Consider the following 22282-nt stretch of genomic DNA (forward strand, 5'->3'; position numbering starts at 1 on the left):
AAATTTTAGATTTTAATTTGCAAAGGTAACAATTATCAAAACTATGCCAAATAAAAAAGCCCCTCGAAATGAGAAGCTTTGTCATATATTTAGCTTATTTTACAAGTTAAAAGAAACACCGATACTGCCGTTATTTCCCACTTCTGCAAAAACACCCACTTTCTCAGTGAAAAAGTAACGCGCTCCAATGTGCGCTCCGATACCGAAATCCTTCCCAAGAACACCAACATCAACTCCAGGATAGATATCCCATTTAGAAGGCAGATCAAGCGCTTCCTGAAGGTGGAAATTCAGTCTTCCGAAAACAAAGACACGGTTATCTTTGTCATTGTCTTTGTAGTCACCAAAGTAAGCATTAAGTCCGGCTCCAACTGATAAGAGTTTATTGAGTCCGTAATCATATGTTCCTGTAACTCCTGTTCCGTATCCCCAGGCACTCATTCCCAGTTGAATTTTCTGGTCGCCTTTCCCTGTATAAGCCTGTGCGTTGGCTGCTGTTCCTAAAAATCCCATCATCAATACAAAAAACAATTTCTTCATAACTTTACTTTTAAATGATCTTAATGAAAAATATCCTCATCAAAAATAGAACCGAAATCATTGGAAAATCGTATTTTTAGTGAAGTTTTTTAACAAAGTTTATGAGAATTGCAGGACTTAATTTAGATATTGTCTGGAAAAATAAAGACAAAAATTTTCAGTTGATCGAAGATCAGTTTAGAAATGTGGAAGCAGATATTTTCCTGCTTCCGGAAATGTTCTCAACGGGTTTTTGTATGGATGCGGCTGAAGTTTCGGACAGGAATGAAGAATCTCTGGAGTTTCTGAAAAGGATTTCTAAAGAAAAGAATGCCGCTTTCTGCGGAAGTGCTCCCGTAGAACAGGGGGGACGTTTTTATAACAGAATGTACTTCGTACAGCCTGATTCTGATAGTCTTTTCTATGATAAAAGACACCTCTTTTCCTTTTCAGGAGAAGATAAAGTATACAGCCCCGGACACAAAAGAATGATTGTGAATTATAAAGGATTCAGAATTTTACTTCAGGTATGCTATGACCTTCGTTTTCCGGTTTTTGCCAGAAATAATGATGATTATGATGCGATCCTGTATGTCGCCAACTGGCCTGAAAAAAGAGTTGGAGCCTGGGAACATCTTTTAAAAGCCAGGGCAATAGAAAATCTTTCTTTTGTTTTTGGTCTGAACAGGATTGGAACAGATGGGAATGATCTTTTTTATAAGGAAAGCTCTCACTGCTTCTTTGCTGATGGAAAAGAGATTTCTCAAAAAGTGGGTAATATCGTCTCTGCGGAACTTAATATGGATGAATTAAAAGATTTCAGACAGTATTTTCAGTTTCTAAATGACAGAGATCATTTTTCAGTTCAATTATAATTGTAAACCATTAAGAGTTTAATTTACCAGGCCTAACAGCACCTGGTCTTAATGGTTTAAAAATAAAAAACTGTGAATAATCACAGTTTAAGAATATTGTTTAAGAAGTTCAGTGAGTGTATTTACATCATGAACTCCGCTTTCTTTCCATAAAAGATCGCCATTTTTGAAAACAGCTAATGTGGGAACACCTCTTACTCCATATTGAGCTGCAATGGCGGGGTATTGGTCTACATCTATTTTGATGATTCTTGCTCCTTCTCCTACATTTTCCTTCACCGTATTTAAAACTGATGACTGTACTTTGCATGGCTGGCACCACGTAGCAAAAAAGTCAATAAGTACCGGTCTTTCCGAATTAATGATTTCCTGAAATTTTTGTGACATAGTTTTGGTTTTTTATTTGAGCCATCAGGATCCACTAAGTATCACCCGAGGATTCAATTATATTTTTATTTTACAGATTGTTTCTCGTCCTGGATTGCTTTCACATTTTTCCAGCTGGTACCATCGTAAGCATCTACACCATTCTTCTTTAAAATTTCCATAGCCTGATCAGCCTGAATTCCCTTATTGCAGAAAACAACTACTTTTTTGCCTTTAAGAGAACCAATATTATTCTGTATTTCAGCTAAAGGAATATTGACGGCGCCTTTTGCTGTTCCTGCTTCATACTGTTCCGGAATTCTTACATCTACCAATGTGACATCCGAACTGTTGACTATTTCTTTGATGTCTGCTTTTGGCGGGATAGCTGATCCTGCTGTTTTGCAGGCGGTTAGAACTAAAGCTGAAGCGAGAATGAATCCGTAAATCTTTACTTTCATTATACAGTTTACTATAGGGTTTTTGACTGACATACAAAGTCAGTGGTAGGAAATTTTTCTGTCTTTTTAATACCGTTGAAGCCTCCTTCTATTTCGGTAAAATTTCTGATTCCGTGTGAGTTAAGGATGCTTGCTGCGATCATGCTTCTGTATCCTCCGGCACAGTGCAGGAAGAAATGCTCAGAATCATCAATAGTTTTTACCCAGTCGCTGATGGTATCTAAGGGTTTATTAAATGCATTGTCAATGTGTTCAGCAGAATATTCGCTCAGTTTTCTTACATCAATTACCTTGGCATTTTCTGTAAACTGTTCTGCAAATTCAGCTGGGCTTATTCTTTTGATCTCATCAACTTCTTTTCCTGTGCTTTTCCATGCACTGAAACTGCCGTCCAAATATCCTAACACATTATCAAAACCAACTCTGCTTAATCGGGTAATAACCTCTTCTTCAGTACCTTCATCCGTAACGAGTAAAAGAGGATGCTTTACATCTACGATCATATTTCCAACCCATGGGGCGAAATCTCCTTTCAGACCTATGTTTACAGAATTAGGAATAAATCCTTTATGAAATTCCGCAGGGCTTCTTGTATCTAATATCAAAGCGCCTGTTTCCTCTGCAAATTCTTCGAAATCTTCTGCAGCAATGGGGCTTAGGCCTTTATTCATTACTACATCAAGACTTTCATATCCGCCCTTGTTCATCGCTACGTTCATTCCGAAATACTTCGGTGGAGCGGTAAGGCCGTCGAGAACCTCTCTGATAAATGATTCTTTGTCCGGCTGGTTTAGGGCATAATTGGTTTTTTTCTGATTTCCTAAAATATCCACTGTTTCCTTCTGCATGTTTTTTCCACAAGCCGAACCCGCACCGTGTGCAGGATAAACCGTAATGCTGTCATTTAATGGTAAGATCTTGGTATGAAGGCTGTCATACAGAATTCCTGCAAGATCTTCCTGTGTAAGGCTTGTAGCCTTTTGGGCAAGGTCAGGTCTTCCAACGTCTCCTAAAAATAAGGTGTCACCTGTAAAAATAGCCGTTTCAACACCATTTTCGTCGATGAGTAAATATGTTGTGCTCTCCATCGTATGTCCTGGAGTGTGCAGTACTTTTATTTTTATTTTTCCGATCTCAAAAATTTGATTGTCTTCAGCGATAATAGCCTCAAATGCGGGCTGTGCAGTAGGTCCGTAAACGATAGGAGCTCCTGTTTTTTTACTTAGATCCAAATGTCCTGAAACAAAATCAGCGTGGAAATGGGTCTCGAAAATATATTTTAAAGTTACATTGTCTTTATTAAGGCGATCCAGATAAGGTTTTACCTCTCTCAATGGATCAATAATAGCAGCTTCATTTTCTGATACAATATAATATGCTCCCTGGGCAAGGCATCCTGTATATATTTGTTCAACTTTCATCTTATTTATAAACAATTTTGTTGTTGATATTAATCTACAAAAATCGGGTTTTATTTTTAAAACCAGGTCAAAATAGAGAAACTATAACGATAGAATAAATCTATATACTCTTTATTTATTCTAATTTATAAAATATTTTGTAAAAAATCTGATTCGTATCTTCCGAAATATTCTTGTCTATTTTGAACTGGATGTAATCGTCTTTTTTATCCGCACCCTGATCGTAATTAATTATTCGGTCATATTTTTCATAGATGTGATCCTTGATTCTTCCGTTGTCTGCTATTCTGATCATTTCATCAAAGTACTTCTTGGTATCCTGATCCATTTTCCAATCTTTTTCATGAGCTTTATAGAATTCTATCATTTTTTCAATAGCAAATACCTCGGACTCAATATTCATATCACTGAATCCTGTCAGCAGTTCTTTCTTTTCTAAGTGAGTAGCCAGCCATTCAATTTTTGCCTGCGCAGCGATGATCGTAGAATTGATCATCATAGAATCCCTCTTGACAACATGAGATAGAATAATGTCAGGTGCCTGACTTATCGAAAGCGTTTTTTTTGATGCAATATTCAGCAGTCCGAAATAGTTTTCAGTTTTATCTTTTAGTTCTGATAGCTGATCGGAGGTCATATTATCACTTGATACTCTGATCTTAAAGCCCCAGCCCCCGCATTCATAAATGGAAATGAGAGATTTTTTGTCTGTATATTTTACGCCATTGAAAAAATCAGGTCGCCCCATTGAATGATCAAAAACTGAATAAATATAATTGACTTTTATGTGATCATTAGAAGCGCTTCCAAACGAAGGTTTGAGATCGGTACCTTTATTAGAATTTTGATTAAGGGCGTACCCGTATGCGGAAAACTCATCTCTTAATAACTGATTGTCAATTTCTTTTTTAGGGTAAATGTATACAGTGAGTGTAGTTTTGTCTTTTTTAGTTTTTTGCTGAACATAGCCTACCGCCAAATGATTATTCTTAAGATCATAGGAGTATATAGCTTCCCGTTGAAATCCTGACCATAACGCAGGGAATATAGTAGAAGTAGCTTCATGAGTAAAGTCTCCTTTTACGGATAAATTCACAGGCTTTATTCTTTTCTGGGAAAAAACGGTTACAGATAAAAGGTAAAATATAATGAGTAAATTTTTCTTGAACATGATGCAATGCTGAATATTAAATGGGTTATACATTCATATACTAAAGTAAGTATTATTTGTAAAAGTGTAAAACTAAAATTAATCATGTAATATGACTTTAATGACCGAATGTTATACAAAAACTTTTATATTTATATGTTAAAAAAAGATCAGATGGCAGACAAAGCACAATTTATTGAAGAACTAAATACAAGATATACTCCAAAGGGAGAACACATTATACTGGGAAAAGGAATGCTGGATGGAGAAGTAGTACCGGAAGTTAATGTAACCATTCCATTAAAAACAATCAACCGCCACGGACTTATTGCGGGAGCTACAGGAACCGGGAAGACAAAAACGCTTCAGGTTTTTGCAGAGCAACTTTCTCACGCAGGGGTTCCTTCTTTGGTTTTGGATATTAAAGGGGATTTTTCCGGAATAGCGGAAGCAGGACAAATGAATCCCATTATTGAAGAAAGGTATGCCAAAACACAGCTTCCTTACAATCCACAAGCTTTTCCCGTTGAACTGATGAGTATTTCAGGTGGAAAAGGCGTAAAACTGAGAGCTACAGTAACTGAATTCGGCCCGGTTCTATTAAGCAAGATTCTGGAATTAAACGATACTCAGCAGAGTATTATGTCTATCGTTTTTAAATACTGTGATGATAAAGGTCTTCCGCTAATTGATTTAAATGATTTAAAGAAAGTCCTGCAGTATGTAACTGATAATGCACAGGGAAAAGCTGAACTGGCAGCCAATTATGGGTCTATAGCTTCGGCTTCTTTGGGTACAATCCTGAGGTCCATTGTTGCATTGGAGCAACAGGGTGCGTCTGATTTCTTTGGTGAATTAAGCTTTGATGTTCATGATCTTCTTGAAACCAGAGATGGAAAAGGAGTCGTAAACATTCTAAGAGTAGCCGAGATCCAGAGTAAACCCCAGCTGTTCTCAACTTTTATGCTTTCGCTTTTTGCTGAAATTTATATGACATTCCCTGAAGAGGGAGACAGCGGAAAACCTAAATTGGTGCTTTTCATAGATGAAGCTCATTTAATTTTTGATGAATCTTCAAAAGCGCTGCTTTCACAGATAGAAACGATGGTGAAGTTAATCCGTTCGAAAGGTGTTGGTATCTATTTTATTACTCAGATTCCGGGAGATGTTCCTGAAAATGTATTGTCCCAGCTGGGACTGAAAATCCAGCACGCATTGAGAGGATTTACAGCTAAAGATAAAAAAGAAATTACCAAGGCCGTTGAAAACTACCCGACAACAGAATTCTATAATGCATCAAGTCTGATCCAGAATCTGGGAATCGGGGAGGCATTTATTACTGCGCTGGATGAAAAAGGTATTCCTACACCACTTGTACACACTTATCTGATTTCTCCTGAATCAAGAATGGATGTTCTGAATGATTCAGAAATTTCAGAGCTGACAGGGAAATCCGCTTTAGTAGCCAAGTATGAACAGCCTGTAGATAAAGAATCTGCTTATGAGATATTAACCAATAGAATGGAGCAGGCGGCTCAGAATCCTATACCTACTCAAAAAACAAGACCAGTGAAGGAAGAACCGGGGATGTTTGAACAGGTATTGCAGAGTAAAGCGGGAAGAACTTTTACAAGCACTTTGATGCGCGAAGGAGCAAAAGCTATTTTGGGAATGTTTGGACTCGGTGGAAGAAAGAGATAGGATTTAAATTTTTATTTCCAAAAATAATTCTGCTATGAATAGAGTATCAGCTTTTTAATGTAACTGACCGAAGGTTTTAGATCTGCTCATCGGCAGTATCAATAAGCATTTTACTTTTTTTGACATATTTTTTGTTATTTTAGCCACATTGCCTTTATAGGTAAACAAAAAACGGGCACATTAGCTATTTGAAAAATATTTTCAGTTAACAGTCTGTATGTGCTTATATACTTTGTTTCAAATATCACAGATGATGTATGGCATGGGTTATGTATTAAGCCTCACAATATTAAGCTAAGGCTGAAGATCAGAATTATTAATATTAATTAAAAATAGCAGTATAACTAAAAATTCAATGTATTCGATTATAGATATAGAAAGTAATGGTGCAGGTTATAGAGATGAATGCATTATAGATATAGCCATCTACAGGTATGATGGTCAGAAGATTACTGACCAGTTCATTTCTCTCGTAAATCCTGAAAGTGATATTACACCTTTTGTGCAAAAGCTGACAAGTATAACGCCCAAAATGGTTAAAACTGCGCCGAAATTTCATGAAATAGCAAAGAGAGTCATTGAAATCACTCAGAATACAACACTTGTAGGACATAATATTGATTTTGATTACAGAATGCTCCGCCAGTCTTTCAAAAGGCTTGGGTATGATTTTCAGACCAATACTTTGGATACCATTCCTTTAGCTAAAAAATTGATCCCGGATGAAGTAAGCTACTCATTGGGGAAACTGGTGAAGTCGTTAGGGATTCCATTGACGAATCACCACAGAGCCGAAGGTGATGCGAGGGCAACATTGGAGCTGTTTAAGCTTTTAGTCTCAAAAGATACAGAAAATGAGATTATTCAGAAACAGCATGACGAAACCAATGCTAAAACATACATCAATAAGATCAAAGTTCTCACTCAGGATCTTCCCAATGAAAAAGGATTTGTCTATTTTCAGAATGAAGCAGGAAAAATTATTTTGTCAGATTACGTACAGGATATCAATAAGTTTACAAAAAAAGTCTTTAATTCCAAGTCCAAAAAGTGGGAACAGCTTCAGAAAGACGTCGAACAGATTAATTATGAGCTTACCGGAACAGATATTATTGCAAAGCTGATCCTTAATTCCAAAAATATCAAAAGAAAGGAAGTCTTTCCGTTTGGACTTTATTTTCGAAACAATAAATACCTTGTTGAAAAGAATAAACTGAATAAAACAGAAAAGCCTATCCTGAAATTCAGATCTTTTACTCAGGGAACAAAAGCTGTTCAGTTTATCGGACTGCATGAAGAATTTAATGACCTTGATATATTCATAAAAAAAATAGATTTCAGAAAGAGAAATGAACTATGGCTGGGACAGGGAAGAAAATTGGGCGAAAAAATGTTCCTGATCATTGAAAATGGAAAAATAATTTCTTACGGTTTCTATGAGCTGTTTACCCAGATTCAAACGATGAGCAAAATTGCCAAGCTGAAAATTGATCTTCCTTTATCCTCCACAGATCTTCATAATGATCTTCAATTAGCACTCCTTCGCGGTGATTTTGAGACGTTGCCACTGCCTAAATAGTGGAGAATTTAGACTTTATAGATTTTTATCAAAAGAAGTTGTCATCAAATCAATTTTCTTAAAATAAAAAATAAATAGTATTTTTGTAAAAAATAAATAGAAGCAATGCAAAATTTTAAACAAATTAAAACTGGAAAAAAGGGAACTGTAAAGTTCTCTAAGGTTTGGAATATTTAAAAGACTTGTCTTGCATAAAAATAATTAATGTGGCAGGTTCTTTATCTAAGAATCTGCCTTTTTTTATGTTAAAATGAAATTATGAATTCAAAAGAATTATTAAAGATTGCCAATGAGTTTGGCACCCCGGTGTATGTTTACGATGCTGAATCCATCAAAGTACAATACGAGAAACTTACATCTTCTTTTTTAAAACACACAAAGTTTTTCTATGCGGCAAAGGCGTTGACAAACATCAACATTTTGAAGTACGTCAAGAACTTGGGTGCTTCTTTGGATTGTGTATCTATTAATGAAGTTAAACTTGGACTAAAAGTAGGATTCCCGAAAGAAAAAATATTATTTACTCCAAATTGTGTTGACTTAGCAGAAATAGAGGAAGCAATGACTTTCGGAGTTCATATTAACATAGATAATATTTCTATTCTTGAGCAATTTGGGAATAAATATGGAAACACCTATCCGATCCTTGTAAGAATTAACCCACACATTTTTGCAGGCGGAAACTATAAAATTTCAACAGGGCATATCGATAGCAAGTTCGGTATTTCTATTCACCAGGTCCGTCATATCGAAAGAGTGATGAAAAGCACCAACCTTAATGTGGAAGGTCTTCATATGCACACAGGAAGCGAAATTAAAGATCCGGATGTTTTCCTTCAGGCACTGGATATCATGCTGGAGCTTTCCGAGCATTTCCCTAATCTTAAATATCTCGATATGGGAAGCGGTTTCAAAATTCCTTACCAGGACAGTGAAGAAGAAACGGATGTGAAAACACTAGGTAAGAAAGTGGAAAAAGTACTGTTCGAGTTCACAAAAGCTACAGGAAGAAAATTCGAATTATGGTTTGAGCCGGGAAAATTTCTTGTTGGAAAAAGCGGATATCTTTTAGTTAAAGCTAACGTGATCAAGCAAACGACTGCTACTGTATTTGTTGGTGTCAATTCAGGATTTAACCACCTGATCCGTCCCATGTTCTATGACTCTTATCATAAGATCGAAAACCTTTCTAATCCAAAAGGAGCAGAAAGAATTTATACCGTAGTAGGAAACATCTGCGAGACCGATACTTTTGCCTGGGACAGAAAGCTGAATGAAGTACGTGAAGGGGATATCCTTTGTTTCCATAATGCCGGAGCTTACGGTTTTGAAATGAGCTCAAACTTCAACTCAAGGTTAAAGCCTGCTGAGGTATTATTCTTAGACGGAAAAGCTCTCCTGATCCGTAAAAGAGATGAGTTCGAAGATCTATTAAGAAACCAGATAGAAGTGATTTAAAATCAAATCTAAATTATATAAGCTCCGTAGATTTCTGCGGAGCTTTTTGTTTTGAAAAACAGTCTATAAGGTTGTGTTTTTCGAATTAGGTCACTTATTAACGTCCTTTAATTTATTGAAATTTTAAGACTTTGCAGGCTTGAGAATTATAATTTATTAGCTAAATTTGAGAGAGAGAAGATTTTTTTTAATACTAAAAATATCCGTTCATCCATATTCTCTTCAGTATTCTATAACGAAAATAAACACCAAAAATATAGTATTATGGCTAAAAACATAGCAGAGCAGATTGTTGAAATGCTCGAAAATGCCAATGTGAAAAGAATCTATGCAGTAACCGGCGACAGTCTTAACCATCTTAATATTGCCGTTAAAAAAAGCAGCATCGAATGGATTCATGTCAGACATGAAGAAGTGGGAGCTTATGCAGCAGCGGCAGAAGCTGAACTTGATGGTTTTGCGGTATGCGCGGGAAGTTGTGGCCCGGGACATGTTCATTTAATCAATGGAGTCTATGAAGCACACAAATCTCACGTGCCGATGCTTGTCATAGCCTCTACCATTCCGAGTGATGAAATGGGAATGGATTACTTTCAGGAAACCAATACCATAAAACTTTTTGATGACTGCAGTCACTATAACCAGATGATCACAAGACCTGAGCAGGTACAGAGAACCCTGCAGACGGCCATTCAGCATGCTATTTCAAAGAAAGGGGTTGCTGTGATAGGACTTCCCGGAGATGTGTCGGAACTGGATGCCGAAGAAGGATCTACTTCTACACAAATATTCAGAACCAATCCTGTAATCCGGCCTTCTGATGATGAGCTGAAAAGTCTTGCGAATCTAATCAATGAAAGTAAAAAAGTGACACTGTATTGCGGAATTGGCGCGGGAGAAGCGAATGCTGAGGTGGTGGAGCTGTCAAAGCTTTTAAAAGCTCCTGTTGGTTACTCATTCCGTGGAAAAATGGCCATTCAGCCCAATAACCCAAATGAGGTGGGACTTACCGGGCTTTTAGGATTTCCATCAGCATATCACGCAATGCATGAGGCTGATCTTGTATTGCTGCTTGGGACCGATTTTCCCTATCAAAAATTCATGCCGGTCAAGAATAAAATTGTCCAGATTGACGAAAGCCCGGAAAGATTGGGCAGAAGAGCGAAGCTGGAACTGGGATTGGCAGGCGATGTCAAAGAGACGATAAAAGCCTTGCTTCCTCTGCTTGAAGAAAAAAAAGATGTTCATTTCCTTAACGAACAGTTGGCGTTTTATGAAAAAGTAAAAGAAAGTCAACTCGAATATGTAAAAGACTTTGGAAAGGAAGATGCTATTCAACCCGAATATGTGGCACATACTTTAGACCAACTGGCTAAAAAAGACGCCATTTTTACGGTAGATACAGGAATGTGCTGCGTATGGGGAGCCAGATTTATTACCGGAACAGGTGAAAGAAAAATGCTGGGCTCTTTCAATCACGGATCTATGGCCAATGCGATGCCGATGGCTATTGGAGCATCACTGGCACATCCTGGTAGAGAAGTAATTGCAATGTGCGGAGACGGAGGATTGTCTATGCTTCTGGGAGACATGGCAACCATCTTTCAGTATAAACTTCCTGTAAAACTTATTGTTTTCAATAACAGAACCCTGGGAATGGTAAAGCTGGAAATGGAAGTAGGTGGTATGCCTGATAATGAAACCGATATGATCAACCCTGATTTTGCGATGGTAGCACAGGCGATGGGCTATCCTGGAAAGAATGTTCACAAACCTGAGGAAGTAGAAAGTGCGATTAAAGAATGTTTGGCTTATAATGGACCTTATCTTCTTAATATCTTCACGAATCCCAATGCGCTGGCTCTTCCTCCAAAAATAGACTTTGATCAGGTATTGGGGATGACCAAATCAATGGCTCAGCTCATGCTCGGAGGTAAAATGGAAGAAGTTCTGGATACCGTAAAAACCAACTATAAACATATTAAAGGACTGCTGTAATGAGTGCTTCCTTAAAAAGATTTTACATAATTGCCTGGGTATTCGGGCTGGTATTTTATTTTCTGGATTATGTAGTCCGTTCTGCTCCGGCAGTAATGATTCCGCAGCTGGTCAATAACTTCAGTACTACGGAACTCAAGCTTGTCAGTTTGATTGGAACCTATTATTATACCTATTCTACATGCAGTTTGATTGCCGGAATGGCTTTGGATAAGTTCGGTGGAAAGAGATCTCTTTTTGCCGGAGCATTAATTTTAGGGATAGGTTGTTTGCTATTTCTCGCATCTGCCTATTCTGGCGGAGTAATGGGAAGGTTGCTCCAGGGGGCAGGTTGTGCTTTTGCATTTCCGGGCTGTGTTTATCTGGCAAGTAAAGGGTTTTCTTCAAAATCTCTGGCTACCGCAGTAGGATTTACTCAGTGTATCGGAATGCTGGGCGGTACCGCAGGGCAGTTTGTGGTAGGACCTTGGGTAGAAGAAGGGGTCAATATCAATACTTTCTGGCTTTGGTCAGGGATCATTACCGTGATTACAGCGTTTTGCCTTTTTTTTGTTACTCCCGGAGAGAAACAGTCTGATGCAGACTCAGGTGCTGATGTAAAAAAAGTAGGATATTTAGAGCCGTATAAGATCGTTTTTAAAAATCCTCAATCGTGGTTATGTGGTCTTATTTCCGGACTTCTCTTTGCGCCTACTACCATATTTGCAATGACATGGGGAGTTGCTTTCTTTGAAAAGGATAAAGGCTTTGTGTTTCATGATGCAGCTATCACGAGTGCAATGGTTGCTTTTGGGTGGGTATTCGGATGTCCGCTTTTAGGTTTTATTACAGATAAAATAGGAAGAAGAAAGCCGGTCTTGATTGGTGGTGCGATTATAATGATTTTGAGCTTTTTACAGTTAGTGTATCTTCCCGAGCTTTATCCTGCGAAGATCAGTATGTTTATTTTCGGACTTGGCTCAGGAGCTGCAATGATTCCTTATTCTATCATTAAAGAAGCCAATCCTGACTATGTAAAAGGCAGTGCGACTGGCGCCATTAATTTTATCACCTTTGGGGTAACAACATTGGTGAGTCCTTTGTTCAGCAGATGGTTTGGCAAAAACCTGGGAGTGTCTTCCGGAGATATGCATTTTCAGTATTCCGTATTGTTTTGGATAGGCGGAATTATTCTGGCTGTTTTAATTTCGCTTCTTTTAAAAGAAACGGGAAGTAAAGCACAGGTCCAGACTGCAAAAATTTAAATTAACTCCATTATTATAGTAAAAACTTCGGGTAAAAGCCTGAAGTTTTTCTTTTTTAGAAGGCATTTAAATAATTATCTTTGTTAACGGAATTTTAATAACTAATGAATACAGTTCTATGAAAGCTTTTACATTATTTATAGCACTGCTGCTAGCTAATTTTACATGGGCACAGCAGGACATTGAAGAAAGAGGGGACAATCAGGTGACAGAAGCCAATAAAAACCTTTTAAAAATCGAAATAAAAGAACCGCTTCTACAGGTAGCTGTAAAGTGCAATGATTTTAAACCAGCTGCATTTGAAGGAGGTGTTGTTGTTTACAAAGATACCCTTCAGAAATTTATGTTTGAGTACCTGAATTCAGATTTTTATATACTGAACGGAGATTTTACTTTTACTCTTACTGTAGATCAGACCGGAAAGGTGACGAATATTGAAGGAACCCCAAAAGTAGCCAACAGCAATTACTTTTTTGAGGATATGAAATATGTGGTAAGACGGATTAAAAAGAACTGGATCCCGGCTTCATGCAACGGACAGCCTGTTACGTCACAAATTAAAATTAAAATGAATCTTGCTTCGATATCAACAGATTTATAAACTAATCACATGAAAAAATATCTTTTATTACTGCCTTTACTTTTCATTGGAGTTAAGGGTTTCTCTCAGTTGGCAACACAGACAGAGGTAACGGAATATACCCAAAGGGCAGAGTTTCCGGGTGGCGAAGAAGCTTTCAAAAAACAATTCATGGATATGCTTTATGCTTATGTAGATACCCAGAGTTATGCCATCAATGGAAAAGTAACTTTTGTGATCAATATCTCAGCAGAAGGTAAAATGAATCGCTTCGACATGCTTCCCAAGATCAAGAACAGTGAAATGTTTATGGATGATGTAAAATATGCCATGAAAAAGATCAAAGGAAAATGGAAGCCTGCTATGAAGGGCGATACTCCTGTAGACTCCAAGGTTATTTTTAAGGTTGACTTCACGACCAATGGGTATGACCATGATTAGAGTACTGTCTCTATTTGTATTTCTGCTTTTTGTCAAATTATCAGGACAGGAAAATGGAAAGGATTCCCTGAACAGGGCTATGCCTGGAGGAATGGGAGCTTTTAGGGCTGATGTGGAAAGCAGATTGATCTCAGTGATTTTATCTGGAATGAACCTTTTAATCTGGTCGTAAAATTCCAGATTAGCAAAGAAGGAAAAATGGAAAATATAAAGCTGGTACATTCTTCCGGAAATGCGGAATTCGACGAAAGAATTCTTTATGGAGTTAAAAGATTGAGAAAGAAAAAATGGGCGCCGGCAAAAAGAAATGGAAAGCCTGTAGAATCTTATTATTCAATTCCAATGACTTTCCATCCTCCGCAATAATCTCCTGCCATTCTGTCACAATATTTTGTATCTTTGCAGACTAATCTGTTTAGGGGTAAAAATTCATGAGATCAACTTTTGAATATTGAAGCCTGAACATCAAATTGATTACAGTGCAGGAAAAATATATAGACGAAACAAAACAGGGAGAAGCTTTTGCCATCGCTGAAAAGCCCGAAAATTCTAAAAAACTTTTTTTAGAAAGCTACGGCTGCCAGATGAATTTCTCTGATTCTGAAATTGTTGCATCTATTCTTAATGAGCAGGGGTACAATACCACGCTGAAAGTTGAAGAAGCAGACCTTATCCTTTTAAATACCTGTTCTATCCGTGAAAAAGCTGAGCAGACCGTAAGAATGCGTCTCTCTCAGTTCAAAAATCTGAAAAAAGAAAGGCCAAGCATGACGGTCGGTGTTTTGGGGTGTATGGCGGAACGTTTAAAAACCAAGTTCTTAGAAGAAGAACAGTTGGTTGATCTCGTTGTAGGACCGGATGCTTACAGAGATCTTCCAAACCTTCTGAAGGAAACTGAGGATGGAAGGGATGCGATTAATGTGATTCTTTCAAAAGAAGAAACCTACGCAGATATTAATCCCGTTCGTTTGGGAGGAAATGGCGTTACAGCTTTTGTAACCATTACCAGAGGATGTGATAATATGTGCACCTTCTGTGTAGTGCCTTTTACCAGAGGTAGAGAAAGGAGCCGGGATCCGCACTCTATTATTCAGGAATGTAAAAACCTTTTAGATAACGGATATAAAGAAATTACGCTTTTAGGACAGAATGTAGACTCTTACTTATGGTATGGAGGAGGTCCTAAAAAAGACTTTGTGAAAGCTTCTGAAATGCAGAAAGCAACAGCCGTTGATTTTGCACAATTGCTTGAATTGGTTGCTAAGGCAGTTCCTGAAATGAGAATCAGATTCTCGACATCAAACCCTCAGGATATGAGCCTTGACGTATTCAGAATGATCGCAAAACATGATAACATCTGTAATTATGTTCACCTTCCTGTACAGAGCGGGAGCAACAATATGCTTCTGGCGATGAACAGGCAGCATACCCGGGAAGAATATTTGGATTTAATTAGAAAAGCAAAGGAAATTGTTCCTGATATTGCTTTTTCACAGGATATGATTATTGGTTTCTGTAATGAAACTGAAGAAGACCACCAGGATACATTAAGTCTGATGAAAGAAGTGGAGTATGACTACGGTTATATGTTCGCCTATTCAGAAAGACCGGGAACACCGGCGCATAAAAAGATGGAGGACAATATTCCATTTGAGGTGAAACAGAAACGTCTGAACGAGGTCATTGAACTTCAGCGCGAATTATCCAGAAAAAGGATGGAGACTTACGTAGGAAGAACACACCAGATTCTGATCGAAGGAACTTCCAGAAAGAACGAAAACCAGTGGAAAGGAAGAAATTCACAGAATGCAGTTTGTGTATTTGATATGCTGGAAGGACAGAAAATAGGTGACATTGTGAACGTTTTTGTCTATGACAATACACAGGGCACACTTTTAGGGAGAACAGCGGAATAATTTAAGATGTTGATCAAGGCGGCTTTTTTCTCTGCATTCTTTTCTTTTGTACTGATGTCATGTCAGACTGAAAAGAGCATGAGCAAATATCCGGGAACTGTTGGAGATATTGAATTTGACGAAAAGCTGGACGATCCTGTTTTTAAAAAATGTACATCAGATAAGCTTGTCAATCTTCAGTATTATCAGGGATCAAAACAGTTTGATTATAAAGGAGAGAAATTAGCCATTATAGAAAAACTGGAAAAAGAAAAAATATCTTCCAAAAATAAAATGAACGGTTATATTACCGTAAGATTTTTAGTAAATTGTGAAGGAAAAACAGGACTGTTCAGAGTTCAGCAGATGACTACAGAGCTGAAAGGAATGGTTCAGGATAAAGAGCTTGAAGACATGTTGCTTCGGTTTACAAAATCTCTTGATGGCTGGATTCCCAAAGAGATAAAAGGTTTTAAAGTAGGCTATTATCAATATTTAACCTATAAAATTGAAAATGGAAAAGTTTCAGAGGTATTACCTTAGCTTTTTGCTTCTTATCGTTTATACCAATACTATTGCACAGGTTAACTGTAATGCAGTAGAGGGAGAGAACTGCAAAAAAGCCTGTGAGTTATACAACTGGGCTTCAGACAGACAGGGCAGCAGGGAATCTCAGGAAGCTTTTGATAAAGCTATTGGGCTCTGCCCGGATTTTTCCAATTCCTATATGGAAAAAGCCGTTCCTTATCTTAAGAACGGAGATTTTGTCTCCTGGAAATTCCTAATTGATAAAGCGGTTGCAGCAGATCCTAAAATGCACCTTGGATACAGAGGCTGGTGCAAGTTTCAGTTTCTGCGCGACTACAACGGAGCCATCAAAGACTTAGAAGATTTAAAAATATACTATCCTGATGATCTCGGGCGATCCTTAAATGGAGATTATCATTTAGAGGTGGTGAAGGCCATGTCTTACAGTGCTTTAGGTCAGAAAGAAAAAGCGGTAGGTATTATCGAAAAACTTCTCGCTTCGAAAGGATACTTTAAAGGGATGTATGACCACTACCAGTTGGGAGTAACATACTTTGAACTCGGAAGATATGACAAAGCTTCAGAAAATTTTGAAAAGCAGAGCAAAGAATATGACTTTGCCGAGAACATATATTTTAAAAGTAAAGTTTCTAAAATCAGAAACAAAGATTATTTGGATTTAAAGAAGTTAGCATTGGCAACTTATGATGAAGGCAGAACTATGAAAGATGTCTACACTCATCACTTTAACAAAGTCTACAGAAAACAGATTGCAGAACTGTAGATTATTTTAAATCAATAATCAAAAATTTACTTATGAGCAGCGACTTACAAAACATAAAAAATAGATTCGGTATCATTGGAAACTTTCCTGCACTGAACAGAGCCCTAGAAAAAGCAATTCAGGTTGCACCTACGGATATTTCTGTTCTGGTGATTGGGGAAAGCGGTGTTGGGAAAGAATTTATCCCAAAAATTATTCATTCAGAATCAAAAAGAAAACATCAGCCATATATTGTAGTCAATTGTGGTGCGATACCTGAAGGAACCATAGACTCTGAATTATTCGGGCACGAAAAAGGAGCTTTTACAGGAGCTACAGCCACCAGAAAAGGATACTTTGAAGTGGCAGATGGAGGGACCATCTTCCTCGATGAGGTGGGAGAGCTTCCTCTGCAGACTCAGGTTCGCCTTTTAAGAGTTTTGGAAAGTGGCGAATTTATGAAAGTAGGTTCTTCACAGGTTCAGAAGACCAATGTAAGGATTGTGGCGGCTACCAATGTCAATATGATGAAGGCTATTCATGACGGAAGATTTAGGGAAGATTTATTTTACCGTTTAAATACCGTTCAGATCGACATGCCTCCTTTAAGAGAAAGAAAAGGAGATATTCATCTGCTATTCAGGAAGTTTTCGATAGATTTTGCAGAAAAATACAGAATGCCGGAACTGGAGCTTGAGCCCAGTGCTGTTCATTATATTGAAAATTATGCCTTTCCCGGAAATATCCGTCAGTTAAGAAATCTGGTAGAGCAGATGACTGTGGTAGAAAGAAACCGCGAAATAACAGTCGAGAAGCTCGCTGAATATATTCCTATGGAAACCCATCTTCCGATGGTTGTTAATAATCAGAATGCGCAGAAGCAGAATGATTTCGGAAGTGAAAGAGAAATTATGTACAAAATTCTCTTTGATATGAGAAGTGACATTAATGATTTAAAATCGCTAACTTCAGAACTGATTAAGAACAGAGGAACAGCCGATTTAAGCAATCAGGAAAAGAATCTGATCAACAGGATTTATTCTGCAGAACAGTCTCAGCCGGTAGCCCAGAACTCACTGCTGTATTTTGAAGAAAAATCACCGGTAGTGCAGTCAGCACCAACTATTATTTCAAATGCTGATGACAGCTATGAAGATATAGAAGATATAGAAATAGAAGAAAACAGACCAGAATCCTTATCGCTTCAGAATAATGAAAAAGATCTGATCATAAAAGCTTTAGAGAAGCACAAAGGACGAAGAAACAGAGCCGCTGACGAATTGGGGATTTCACAGAGAACTTTATACAGAAAAATAAAACAATATAATTTAGAGGACTAAAAAGCGGAATGAAGAATTTAGAGTTGCTGAATGTAAAAGAATATAATTTCAATATAGGAAAGTATCTGTCCGAAGGGACTGAACTTTTTAAAAAAGATATAGGCGGGTTCATTGTTGCCACGCTGCTTCTGTTCGTGATGAGTTTTATTCCTTTCTGTGGAATTCTGGGATTAGGTAACTTCTATAAAATTTGTAAGAAAGTAGATGAAGGTCAGCAGGTTTCAGCAGGAGATATTTTCGACTTTACAGATTTTGTAGTATATCTGAAATTGTTTCTGCTTATTTTTGCAGTATGTATCGTTATCATGTTCCCGGTCATATTTTCATTACTTCCGCTCATGCTTGTGGCAGGTGTTGACGGAGAGAATGTATCAAATGGCGATTCTGCTTTATTTGCTGGCGGAATGGGAGTGTGGTTCTTGTTGATGATTGTTTTAATAGCTGCGGTTTCTATATCGATGTATTTTGTACAGCCTTTGATTTCGGTATACAGAGTTACAAGTGTAAGAGAAGCCTACAGGCTCTCATGGAAAATAGCCAGAAGAAATTTTTTTAAGATCTTTTTATTCTCCATTGTAGTAGGATTCATTTCTCAGCTTGGAATGATGGTATGTGGAATAGGGTTGCTTTTTTCTATACCTTTGGGAATATGTATTAAGTATGCCGCTTATAAAGATGTTTTGGAGTCGTTAAATCAAAAAATGGTATGAGTAAATTAAAAATAATATTTGGGTTTGTAATTCTGTCGCTGTTTCATCAGTGTTACTCTTTTACAGGATCTTCACTGACGGATGAAAAGACCGTCCAGATTAATGAATTTCCAAACAATGCAGCACTTGTAAATCCAACTCTTTCCCAACAGTTTTCTACAGATATCCAAAACAGATTTTTGCAGAGAACCACATTAAAAGGAACAAAATCAAATCCTGATATTTTGATAGAAGGTGAAATTTCTGACTATGGATATTCACCTACTACAATCAGCTCCAATACATTACAGAACCCTTCGGGTGGTGTAGTACAGCAGGCACAGAGCAAACTGACAATTTCAGTAAAAGTACACTACGAAAACAAAATACATCCGGATTCCAGCTTTGACAGGACCTATACGGATGAAGCCGTTTTTAACAGTAACCTGACGCAAAGTGAGATCGAAGCTTCTCAGGTGAAGCTTGTGACAGATAGAATTATTAACAAGATATTTAACGATATTGTAGCCAATTGGTAAGATGAATCCCAGAGTTTTAGAATTATTAAAGAACCCCAAAAATATTCAGTCAGAAGATCTAGGTCTTTTGAAAGAAGAAATTCATGCTTTTCCTTATGTTCAGAACATCAGGGCACTTCACTTGTTTGGGGTACACCTTTATGATAAAGAAAACTATCAGAAAGAACTTTCTACAACAGCGGCTTATACGACTGATAAAAAGCTGCTTTATCAACTGATCAATGGAAAAATACAGCGAGAACCAAAGTCTGAAGCTACAGAAGACAAAAAGGCTTTGAAAACAGCTGAAAAAGAAGTCAAATATTCCTACAAAGAGAAAGCTTTCCCGATAAAAAGAGACCAGTCATTAGAAACGGTACAGGATAAGTACGAAAAGGTGGCAAGCATGATACCGCCTGCTCAGGAAATAAAGCATATCCATATCAATGGGGAAAGAAACAGAATTCTCTTTGAAGGGGAAGAAAACTTCCTTGATGAAACCAATTCTGAAGTAATAGATCTTGAATCTACACTTGAATCGGGAGTAATAGTAACTCAAAAGACCGTACCTGTTACAGAAGATTTTAATGAAGGTTTAGTACAGGAAACAGAAACAGAAAATAACAAACAGGAAAAAGATTCAGAAGCCGGAGTAGAATTTACTCCTGAACTGATTGTAGACGAAGATAAAATCGACCGCCAGGAAGAAGAACTGGAAGTTGATAAAGATGAGGATGTAAGCTTCCATGAAGTTGAATCTCCTGATCCGCAAGCAGAAATTGAAAGAGAAAAAGAAGCGAACACAATAGCTGAAGAGCTTTCTGTTGGTGAAACAGAACAGAATCTGGAAACGGGCATCGAGGAAGAAAATGCAGATGACCCGGATGCAGAAATAAGTTTCCATGGCATGGATCAGTTTCTGCCGGATGTCAAAATTCAGGGAAACAGCGATGATGAAGCTGTAGCTGCTGAAGTTTCTACACCAAATGTCAATAAGCATGAGGAAGAAATGAGACGCCTGATTGAAGAAGTGGAGAAAAAGATGAAAGAAGCTCAATCAGTTGCTAAAACTGAAAATGCGGAGCCCGAAGCTGTTGACCATGAGATCAGTTTTGCAGAGACTCAAAATTTCCATTTCTGGTCCACTGAAAAAGAAGAACAAAAAACCGGAGAATCTACGGATTTACCGTCCGTAAATACAGCACCTCACACAGAAGAAAAAGAAGAACTTGTAGAGGAAAAAACAGAAGAACCTGAGATTATTACAGAAAATATGGCTGCATGGAAACCAATGAGTTTCGAGTCTCATCTGCCGGATTCTATGATAACTAAGGATTCTGCTGATTCTGTAACTAAAACTGATATTACAAAACAGGAAAATAGCATTGCTGTAGAAGAAGAGAAGGAGAACAAAGAAACTGTTTCACAAGCGACAGAAGAGCCTCAAAAAGAAATTGAAAAATCCTTAGAAGAAACCTCAGTTGAAGAAGATACACCTGAAATTGTAGAAGAACAACAGGAAGAAGTTAGAAGTTCTGAAGAGGGTGCTGAAATCAAAACACAGAAAGGAGAAGAAGCGCCAGTTATGAATGTGTCTTTCTTCGGATCAGATATTTCCAGTCTGTCAGTTGAAAAAACAGAAAAAGAGAACATTAAAGAAACACCCGTTAAGGACGATGTCAAAATTGTTAATATTGACCAGGCATTGGCAGACAGTAATGTTCCCGGATTTATCAATACATGGCAGAGTTGGCTTAAAATAGACAGGCCTGTAGAAGAAGTGGTTGAGAAGGTGGAGACTATTCCGGTTCAGGAAAAAGTGATTGAAGCCTTTATTGAGAATAATCCCAGAATCAGTCAGTTAAGAGATGAAAGTACGTACGTGGTCAAAGAAAAGAATGACGACATCTCCCATCTGATGACTGAGACTCTTGCCAATCTGTACTTTGAACAGAAACTCTATACCAAAGCCATTAAAGCATTTGAAATTCTGATCAAGAAAAATCCTGAAAAAAAGGATCATTTTCAATCTAAGATCAAGGAAATAAAGGATTTCAGAAGTAAAGGTTAAATCATATAAAATAGATCATAAAAAGGCTGTTCACAGAAGTGTTCAGCCTTAATTTTTTATACATTGTCAGAGCTCTTTTTAAGGCCGCGCAGTTTTCTCCAGGCTTTCCTGCCAAAAATGACAACAAGGATAAGCAGAACAATGGCAAAGATTGCTGCAATAACGGGTGCAGCCATGGCTAATATCGACATAATTCCTGCTCCTGCTGTTTCAGTGGTTCCTACTACTGGGTTCCCTAAACCACCTGTTGTTGCAGTGGAGGCAGCCCGGATTCCTGCAAAACCCGAACTAATTGTCGCCGCTGTACCTCCTCCTGCGATTAAGGCAAGTGCCCATTGAGGAAAAGTACCCAGATCTGCAAACTGGCTGGCAAATAAGACAGAGCCAGCCACAGTTGCTAAAGGGATTGAAATTGTATCAAGAAGATGATCTACAAATGGAATATAATACGTTAAAATTTCAGCGATCGTTGCTATGCCGGTCGTGATGAGGGCAGGCAGTCCGGCAAGCCAGTTAAAATTCTCATTCAGAGGGATCCAGTGGAAGTAAGAAGCTAGACTTACCGCAAATAGGGGCAGAAAAACTCTAAAGCCTGTTGCAGCCGCCAAACCGATACCAATGAAGGCGCTGAGTACATAGGAGAAATAGGGAATATGATCTAACATTTTAGTTTTCAGATTTATTG

Annotated in this window: 23 protein-coding genes; 17 read left to right on the top strand and 6 right to left on the bottom strand. The window is 37.8% G+C overall.

Annotation, left to right across the window (positions count from 1 at the left end):
- Nucleotides 1–99 precede the first annotated feature (99 nt).
- A complete protein-coding gene (locus tag IW16_RS04330; protein WP_034740017.1) occupies nt 100–540 on the bottom strand; it encodes a DUF6646 family protein in 441 nt (146 codons plus the stop codon).
- A gap of 101 nt (nt 541–641) precedes the next feature.
- Here IW16_RS04330 and IW16_RS04335 point away from each other — a divergent pair, with 101 nt between their 5' ends.
- Nucleotides 642–1394 (top strand): nitrilase-related carbon-nitrogen hydrolase, encoded by a 753-nt coding sequence (locus IW16_RS04335; RefSeq protein WP_034740019.1) that lies wholly within the window; start codon nt 642–644, stop codon nt 1392–1394.
- 87 nt (nt 1395–1481) lie between these two features.
- Here IW16_RS04335 and IW16_RS04340 read toward each other — a convergent pair whose 3' ends face one another.
- The 4 genes from IW16_RS04340 to IW16_RS04355 all read right to left on the bottom strand — a co-directional run bounded on the left by IW16_RS04340 (nt 1482) and on the right by IW16_RS04355 (nt 4738).
- A complete protein-coding gene (locus IW16_RS04340; RefSeq protein WP_034740023.1) occupies nt 1482–1781 on the bottom strand; it encodes a thioredoxin family protein in 300 nt (99 codons plus the stop codon).
- A gap of 65 nt (nt 1782–1846) precedes the next feature.
- On the bottom strand, nt 1847–2221 hold the full coding sequence (locus tag IW16_RS04345; RefSeq protein WP_051889909.1) for a rhodanese-like domain-containing protein: 375 nt from the start codon (nt 2219–2221) through the stop codon (nt 1847–1849).
- A gap of 11 nt (nt 2222–2232) precedes the next feature.
- Nucleotides 2233–3642 (bottom strand): MBL fold metallo-hydrolase, encoded by a 1410-nt coding sequence (locus IW16_RS04350; RefSeq protein ID WP_034740025.1) that lies wholly within the window; start codon nt 3640–3642, stop codon nt 2233–2235.
- A gap of 115 nt (nt 3643–3757) precedes the next feature.
- On the bottom strand, nt 3758–4738 hold the full coding sequence (locus tag IW16_RS04355) for a hypothetical protein (RefSeq protein WP_131327835.1): 981 nt from the start codon (nt 4736–4738) through the stop codon (nt 3758–3760).
- A gap of 228 nt (nt 4739–4966) precedes the next feature.
- Here IW16_RS04355 and IW16_RS04360 point away from each other — a divergent pair, with 228 nt between their 5' ends.
- The 16 genes from IW16_RS04360 to IW16_RS04430 all read left to right on the top strand — a co-directional run bounded on the left by IW16_RS04360 (nt 4967) and on the right by IW16_RS04430 (nt 21597).
- Complete coding sequence (locus tag IW16_RS04360) at nt 4967–6493, top strand: helicase HerA-like domain-containing protein (protein WP_034740567.1); 1527 nt, start codon at nt 4967–4969, stop codon at nt 6491–6493.
- A gap of 355 nt (nt 6494–6848) precedes the next feature.
- Nucleotides 6849–8072 (top strand): 3'-5' exonuclease, encoded by a 1224-nt coding sequence (locus IW16_RS04365; RefSeq protein WP_034740029.1) that lies wholly within the window; start codon nt 6849–6851, stop codon nt 8070–8072.
- A gap of 258 nt (nt 8073–8330) precedes the next feature.
- Complete coding sequence (gene lysA / locus IW16_RS04370; protein ID WP_175550347.1) at nt 8331–9530, top strand: diaminopimelate decarboxylase; 1200 nt, start codon at nt 8331–8333, stop codon at nt 9528–9530.
- Nucleotides 9531–9794: 264 nt separating this feature from the next.
- Nucleotides 9795–11528, top strand: coding sequence for a thiamine pyrophosphate-dependent enzyme (locus tag IW16_RS04375; RefSeq protein WP_034740033.1), 1734 nt, complete (start codon nt 9795–9797; stop codon nt 11526–11528).
- Nucleotides 11528–12772, top strand: a complete 1245-nt coding sequence (locus IW16_RS04380; protein ID WP_034740034.1) for an MFS transporter — start codon at nt 11528–11530, stop codon at nt 12770–12772. Before IW16_RS04375 ends, IW16_RS04380 begins: the two co-directional genes overlap by 1 nt.
- 118 nt (nt 12773–12890) lie before the next feature.
- The gene (locus IW16_RS04385) at nt 12891–13373 is read left to right on the top strand and encodes a hypothetical protein (protein WP_034740036.1); all 483 of its coding nucleotides are present in this window, start codon (nt 12891–12893) and stop codon (nt 13371–13373) included.
- Between the two features lie 9 nt (nt 13374–13382).
- Nucleotides 13383–13793 (top strand): hypothetical protein, encoded by a 411-nt coding sequence (locus tag IW16_RS04390; protein WP_034740038.1) that lies wholly within the window; start codon nt 13383–13385, stop codon nt 13791–13793.
- Nucleotides 13786–13965, top strand: a complete 180-nt coding sequence (locus IW16_RS04395) for a hypothetical protein (RefSeq protein ID WP_034740040.1) — start codon at nt 13786–13788, stop codon at nt 13963–13965. The genes IW16_RS04390 and IW16_RS04395 overlap by 8 nt, the downstream gene beginning before the upstream one ends.
- A gap of 26 nt (nt 13966–13991) precedes the next feature.
- A complete protein-coding gene (locus IW16_RS26035) occupies nt 13992–14159 on the top strand; it encodes an energy transducer TonB (RefSeq protein WP_084694491.1) in 168 nt (55 codons plus the stop codon).
- Nucleotides 14160–14272: 113 nt separating this feature from the next.
- A complete protein-coding gene (miaB, locus tag IW16_RS04400; RefSeq protein ID WP_034740569.1) occupies nt 14273–15709 on the top strand; it encodes a tRNA (N6-isopentenyl adenosine(37)-C2)-methylthiotransferase MiaB in 1437 nt (478 codons plus the stop codon).
- A 6-nt stretch (nt 15710–15715) separates the two neighbouring features.
- The gene (locus tag IW16_RS04405; protein ID WP_051889911.1) at nt 15716–16231 is read left to right on the top strand and encodes a hypothetical protein; all 516 of its coding nucleotides are present in this window, start codon (nt 15716–15718) and stop codon (nt 16229–16231) included.
- Nucleotides 16203–17000, top strand: coding sequence for a tetratricopeptide repeat protein (locus tag IW16_RS04410; RefSeq protein ID WP_034740042.1), 798 nt, complete (start codon nt 16203–16205; stop codon nt 16998–17000). The genes IW16_RS04405 and IW16_RS04410 overlap by 29 nt, the downstream gene beginning before the upstream one ends.
- 32 nt (nt 17001–17032) lie before the next feature.
- On the top strand, nt 17033–18319 hold the full coding sequence (locus IW16_RS04415; protein WP_034740045.1) for a sigma-54 interaction domain-containing protein: 1287 nt from the start codon (nt 17033–17035) through the stop codon (nt 18317–18319).
- 8 nt (nt 18320–18327) lie between these two features.
- A complete protein-coding gene (locus IW16_RS04420) occupies nt 18328–19029 on the top strand; it encodes a hypothetical protein (RefSeq protein WP_034740047.1) in 702 nt (233 codons plus the stop codon).
- Nucleotides 19026–19547: an LPS assembly lipoprotein LptE gene (lptE, locus tag IW16_RS04425; RefSeq protein WP_034740049.1), complete on the top strand. Its 522-nt coding sequence runs from the start codon at nt 19026–19028 to the stop codon at nt 19545–19547. The genes IW16_RS04420 and lptE overlap by 4 nt, the downstream gene beginning before the upstream one ends.
- Before the next feature lies 1 nt (nt 19548).
- Nucleotides 19549–21597, top strand: coding sequence for a hypothetical protein (locus IW16_RS04430; protein ID WP_034740052.1), 2049 nt, complete (start codon nt 19549–19551; stop codon nt 21595–21597).
- Nucleotides 21598–21653: 56 nt separating this feature from the next.
- On the opposite strand, the gene IW16_RS04435 is transcribed toward IW16_RS04430, so the two are convergent.
- Entirely contained in the window at nt 21654–22262 is a 609-nt protein-coding gene (locus tag IW16_RS04435; RefSeq protein WP_034740056.1) for a DUF4126 domain-containing protein, read from the bottom strand.
- Nucleotides 22263–22282: the final 20 nt, after the last annotated feature.

The organism is Chryseobacterium vrystaatense (assembly GCF_000737765.1).
In the GTDB taxonomy this organism is placed as follows: domain Bacteria; phylum Bacteroidota; class Bacteroidia; order Flavobacteriales; family Weeksellaceae; genus Chryseobacterium; species Chryseobacterium vrystaatense.

Coding starts and splice junctions, on each gene's coding strand:
- IW16_RS04330 (WP_034740017.1), bottom strand. CDS start 540: ATGAAGAAATTGTTTTTTGTATTGATGATGGGATTTTTAGGAACAGCA.
- IW16_RS04335 (WP_034740019.1), top strand. CDS start 642: ATGAGAATTGCAGGACTTAATTTAGATATTGTCTGGAAAAATAAAGAC.
- IW16_RS04340 (WP_034740023.1), bottom strand. CDS start 1,781: ATGTCACAAAAATTTCAGGAAATCATTAATTCGGAAAGACCGGTACTT.
- IW16_RS04345 (WP_051889909.1), bottom strand. CDS start 2,221: ATGAAAGTAAAGATTTACGGATTCATTCTCGCTTCAGCTTTAGTTCTA.
- IW16_RS04350 (WP_034740025.1), bottom strand. CDS start 3,642: ATGAAAGTTGAACAAATATATACAGGATGCCTTGCCCAGGGAGCATAT.
- IW16_RS04360 (WP_034740567.1), top strand. CDS start 4,967: ATGGCAGACAAAGCACAATTTATTGAAGAACTAAATACAAGATATACT.
- IW16_RS04365 (WP_034740029.1), top strand. CDS start 6,849: ATGTATTCGATTATAGATATAGAAAGTAATGGTGCAGGTTATAGAGAT.
- lysA (WP_175550347.1), top strand. CDS start 8,331: ATGAATTCAAAAGAATTATTAAAGATTGCCAATGAGTTTGGCACCCCG.
- IW16_RS04375 (WP_034740033.1), top strand. CDS start 9,795: ATGGCTAAAAACATAGCAGAGCAGATTGTTGAAATGCTCGAAAATGCC.
- IW16_RS04380 (WP_034740034.1), top strand. CDS start 11,528: ATGAGTGCTTCCTTAAAAAGATTTTACATAATTGCCTGGGTATTCGGG.
- IW16_RS04385 (WP_034740036.1), top strand. CDS start 12,891: ATGAAAGCTTTTACATTATTTATAGCACTGCTGCTAGCTAATTTTACA.
- IW16_RS04390 (WP_034740038.1), top strand. CDS start 13,383: ATGAAAAAATATCTTTTATTACTGCCTTTACTTTTCATTGGAGTTAAG.
- IW16_RS04395 (WP_034740040.1), top strand. CDS start 13,786: ATGATTAGAGTACTGTCTCTATTTGTATTTCTGCTTTTTGTCAAATTA.
- IW16_RS26035 (WP_084694491.1), top strand. CDS start 13,992: ATGGAAAATATAAAGCTGGTACATTCTTCCGGAAATGCGGAATTCGAC.
- IW16_RS04405 (WP_051889911.1), top strand. CDS start 15,716: ATGTTGATCAAGGCGGCTTTTTTCTCTGCATTCTTTTCTTTTGTACTG.
- IW16_RS04410 (WP_034740042.1), top strand. CDS start 16,203: ATGGAAAAGTTTCAGAGGTATTACCTTAGCTTTTTGCTTCTTATCGTT.
- IW16_RS04415 (WP_034740045.1), top strand. CDS start 17,033: ATGAGCAGCGACTTACAAAACATAAAAAATAGATTCGGTATCATTGGA.
- IW16_RS04420 (WP_034740047.1), top strand. CDS start 18,328: ATGAAGAATTTAGAGTTGCTGAATGTAAAAGAATATAATTTCAATATA.
- lptE (WP_034740049.1), top strand. CDS start 19,026: ATGAGTAAATTAAAAATAATATTTGGGTTTGTAATTCTGTCGCTGTTT.
- IW16_RS04430 (WP_034740052.1), top strand. CDS start 19,549: ATGAATCCCAGAGTTTTAGAATTATTAAAGAACCCCAAAAATATTCAG.
- IW16_RS04435 (WP_034740056.1), bottom strand. CDS start 22,262: ATGTTAGATCATATTCCCTATTTCTCCTATGTACTCAGCGCCTTCATT.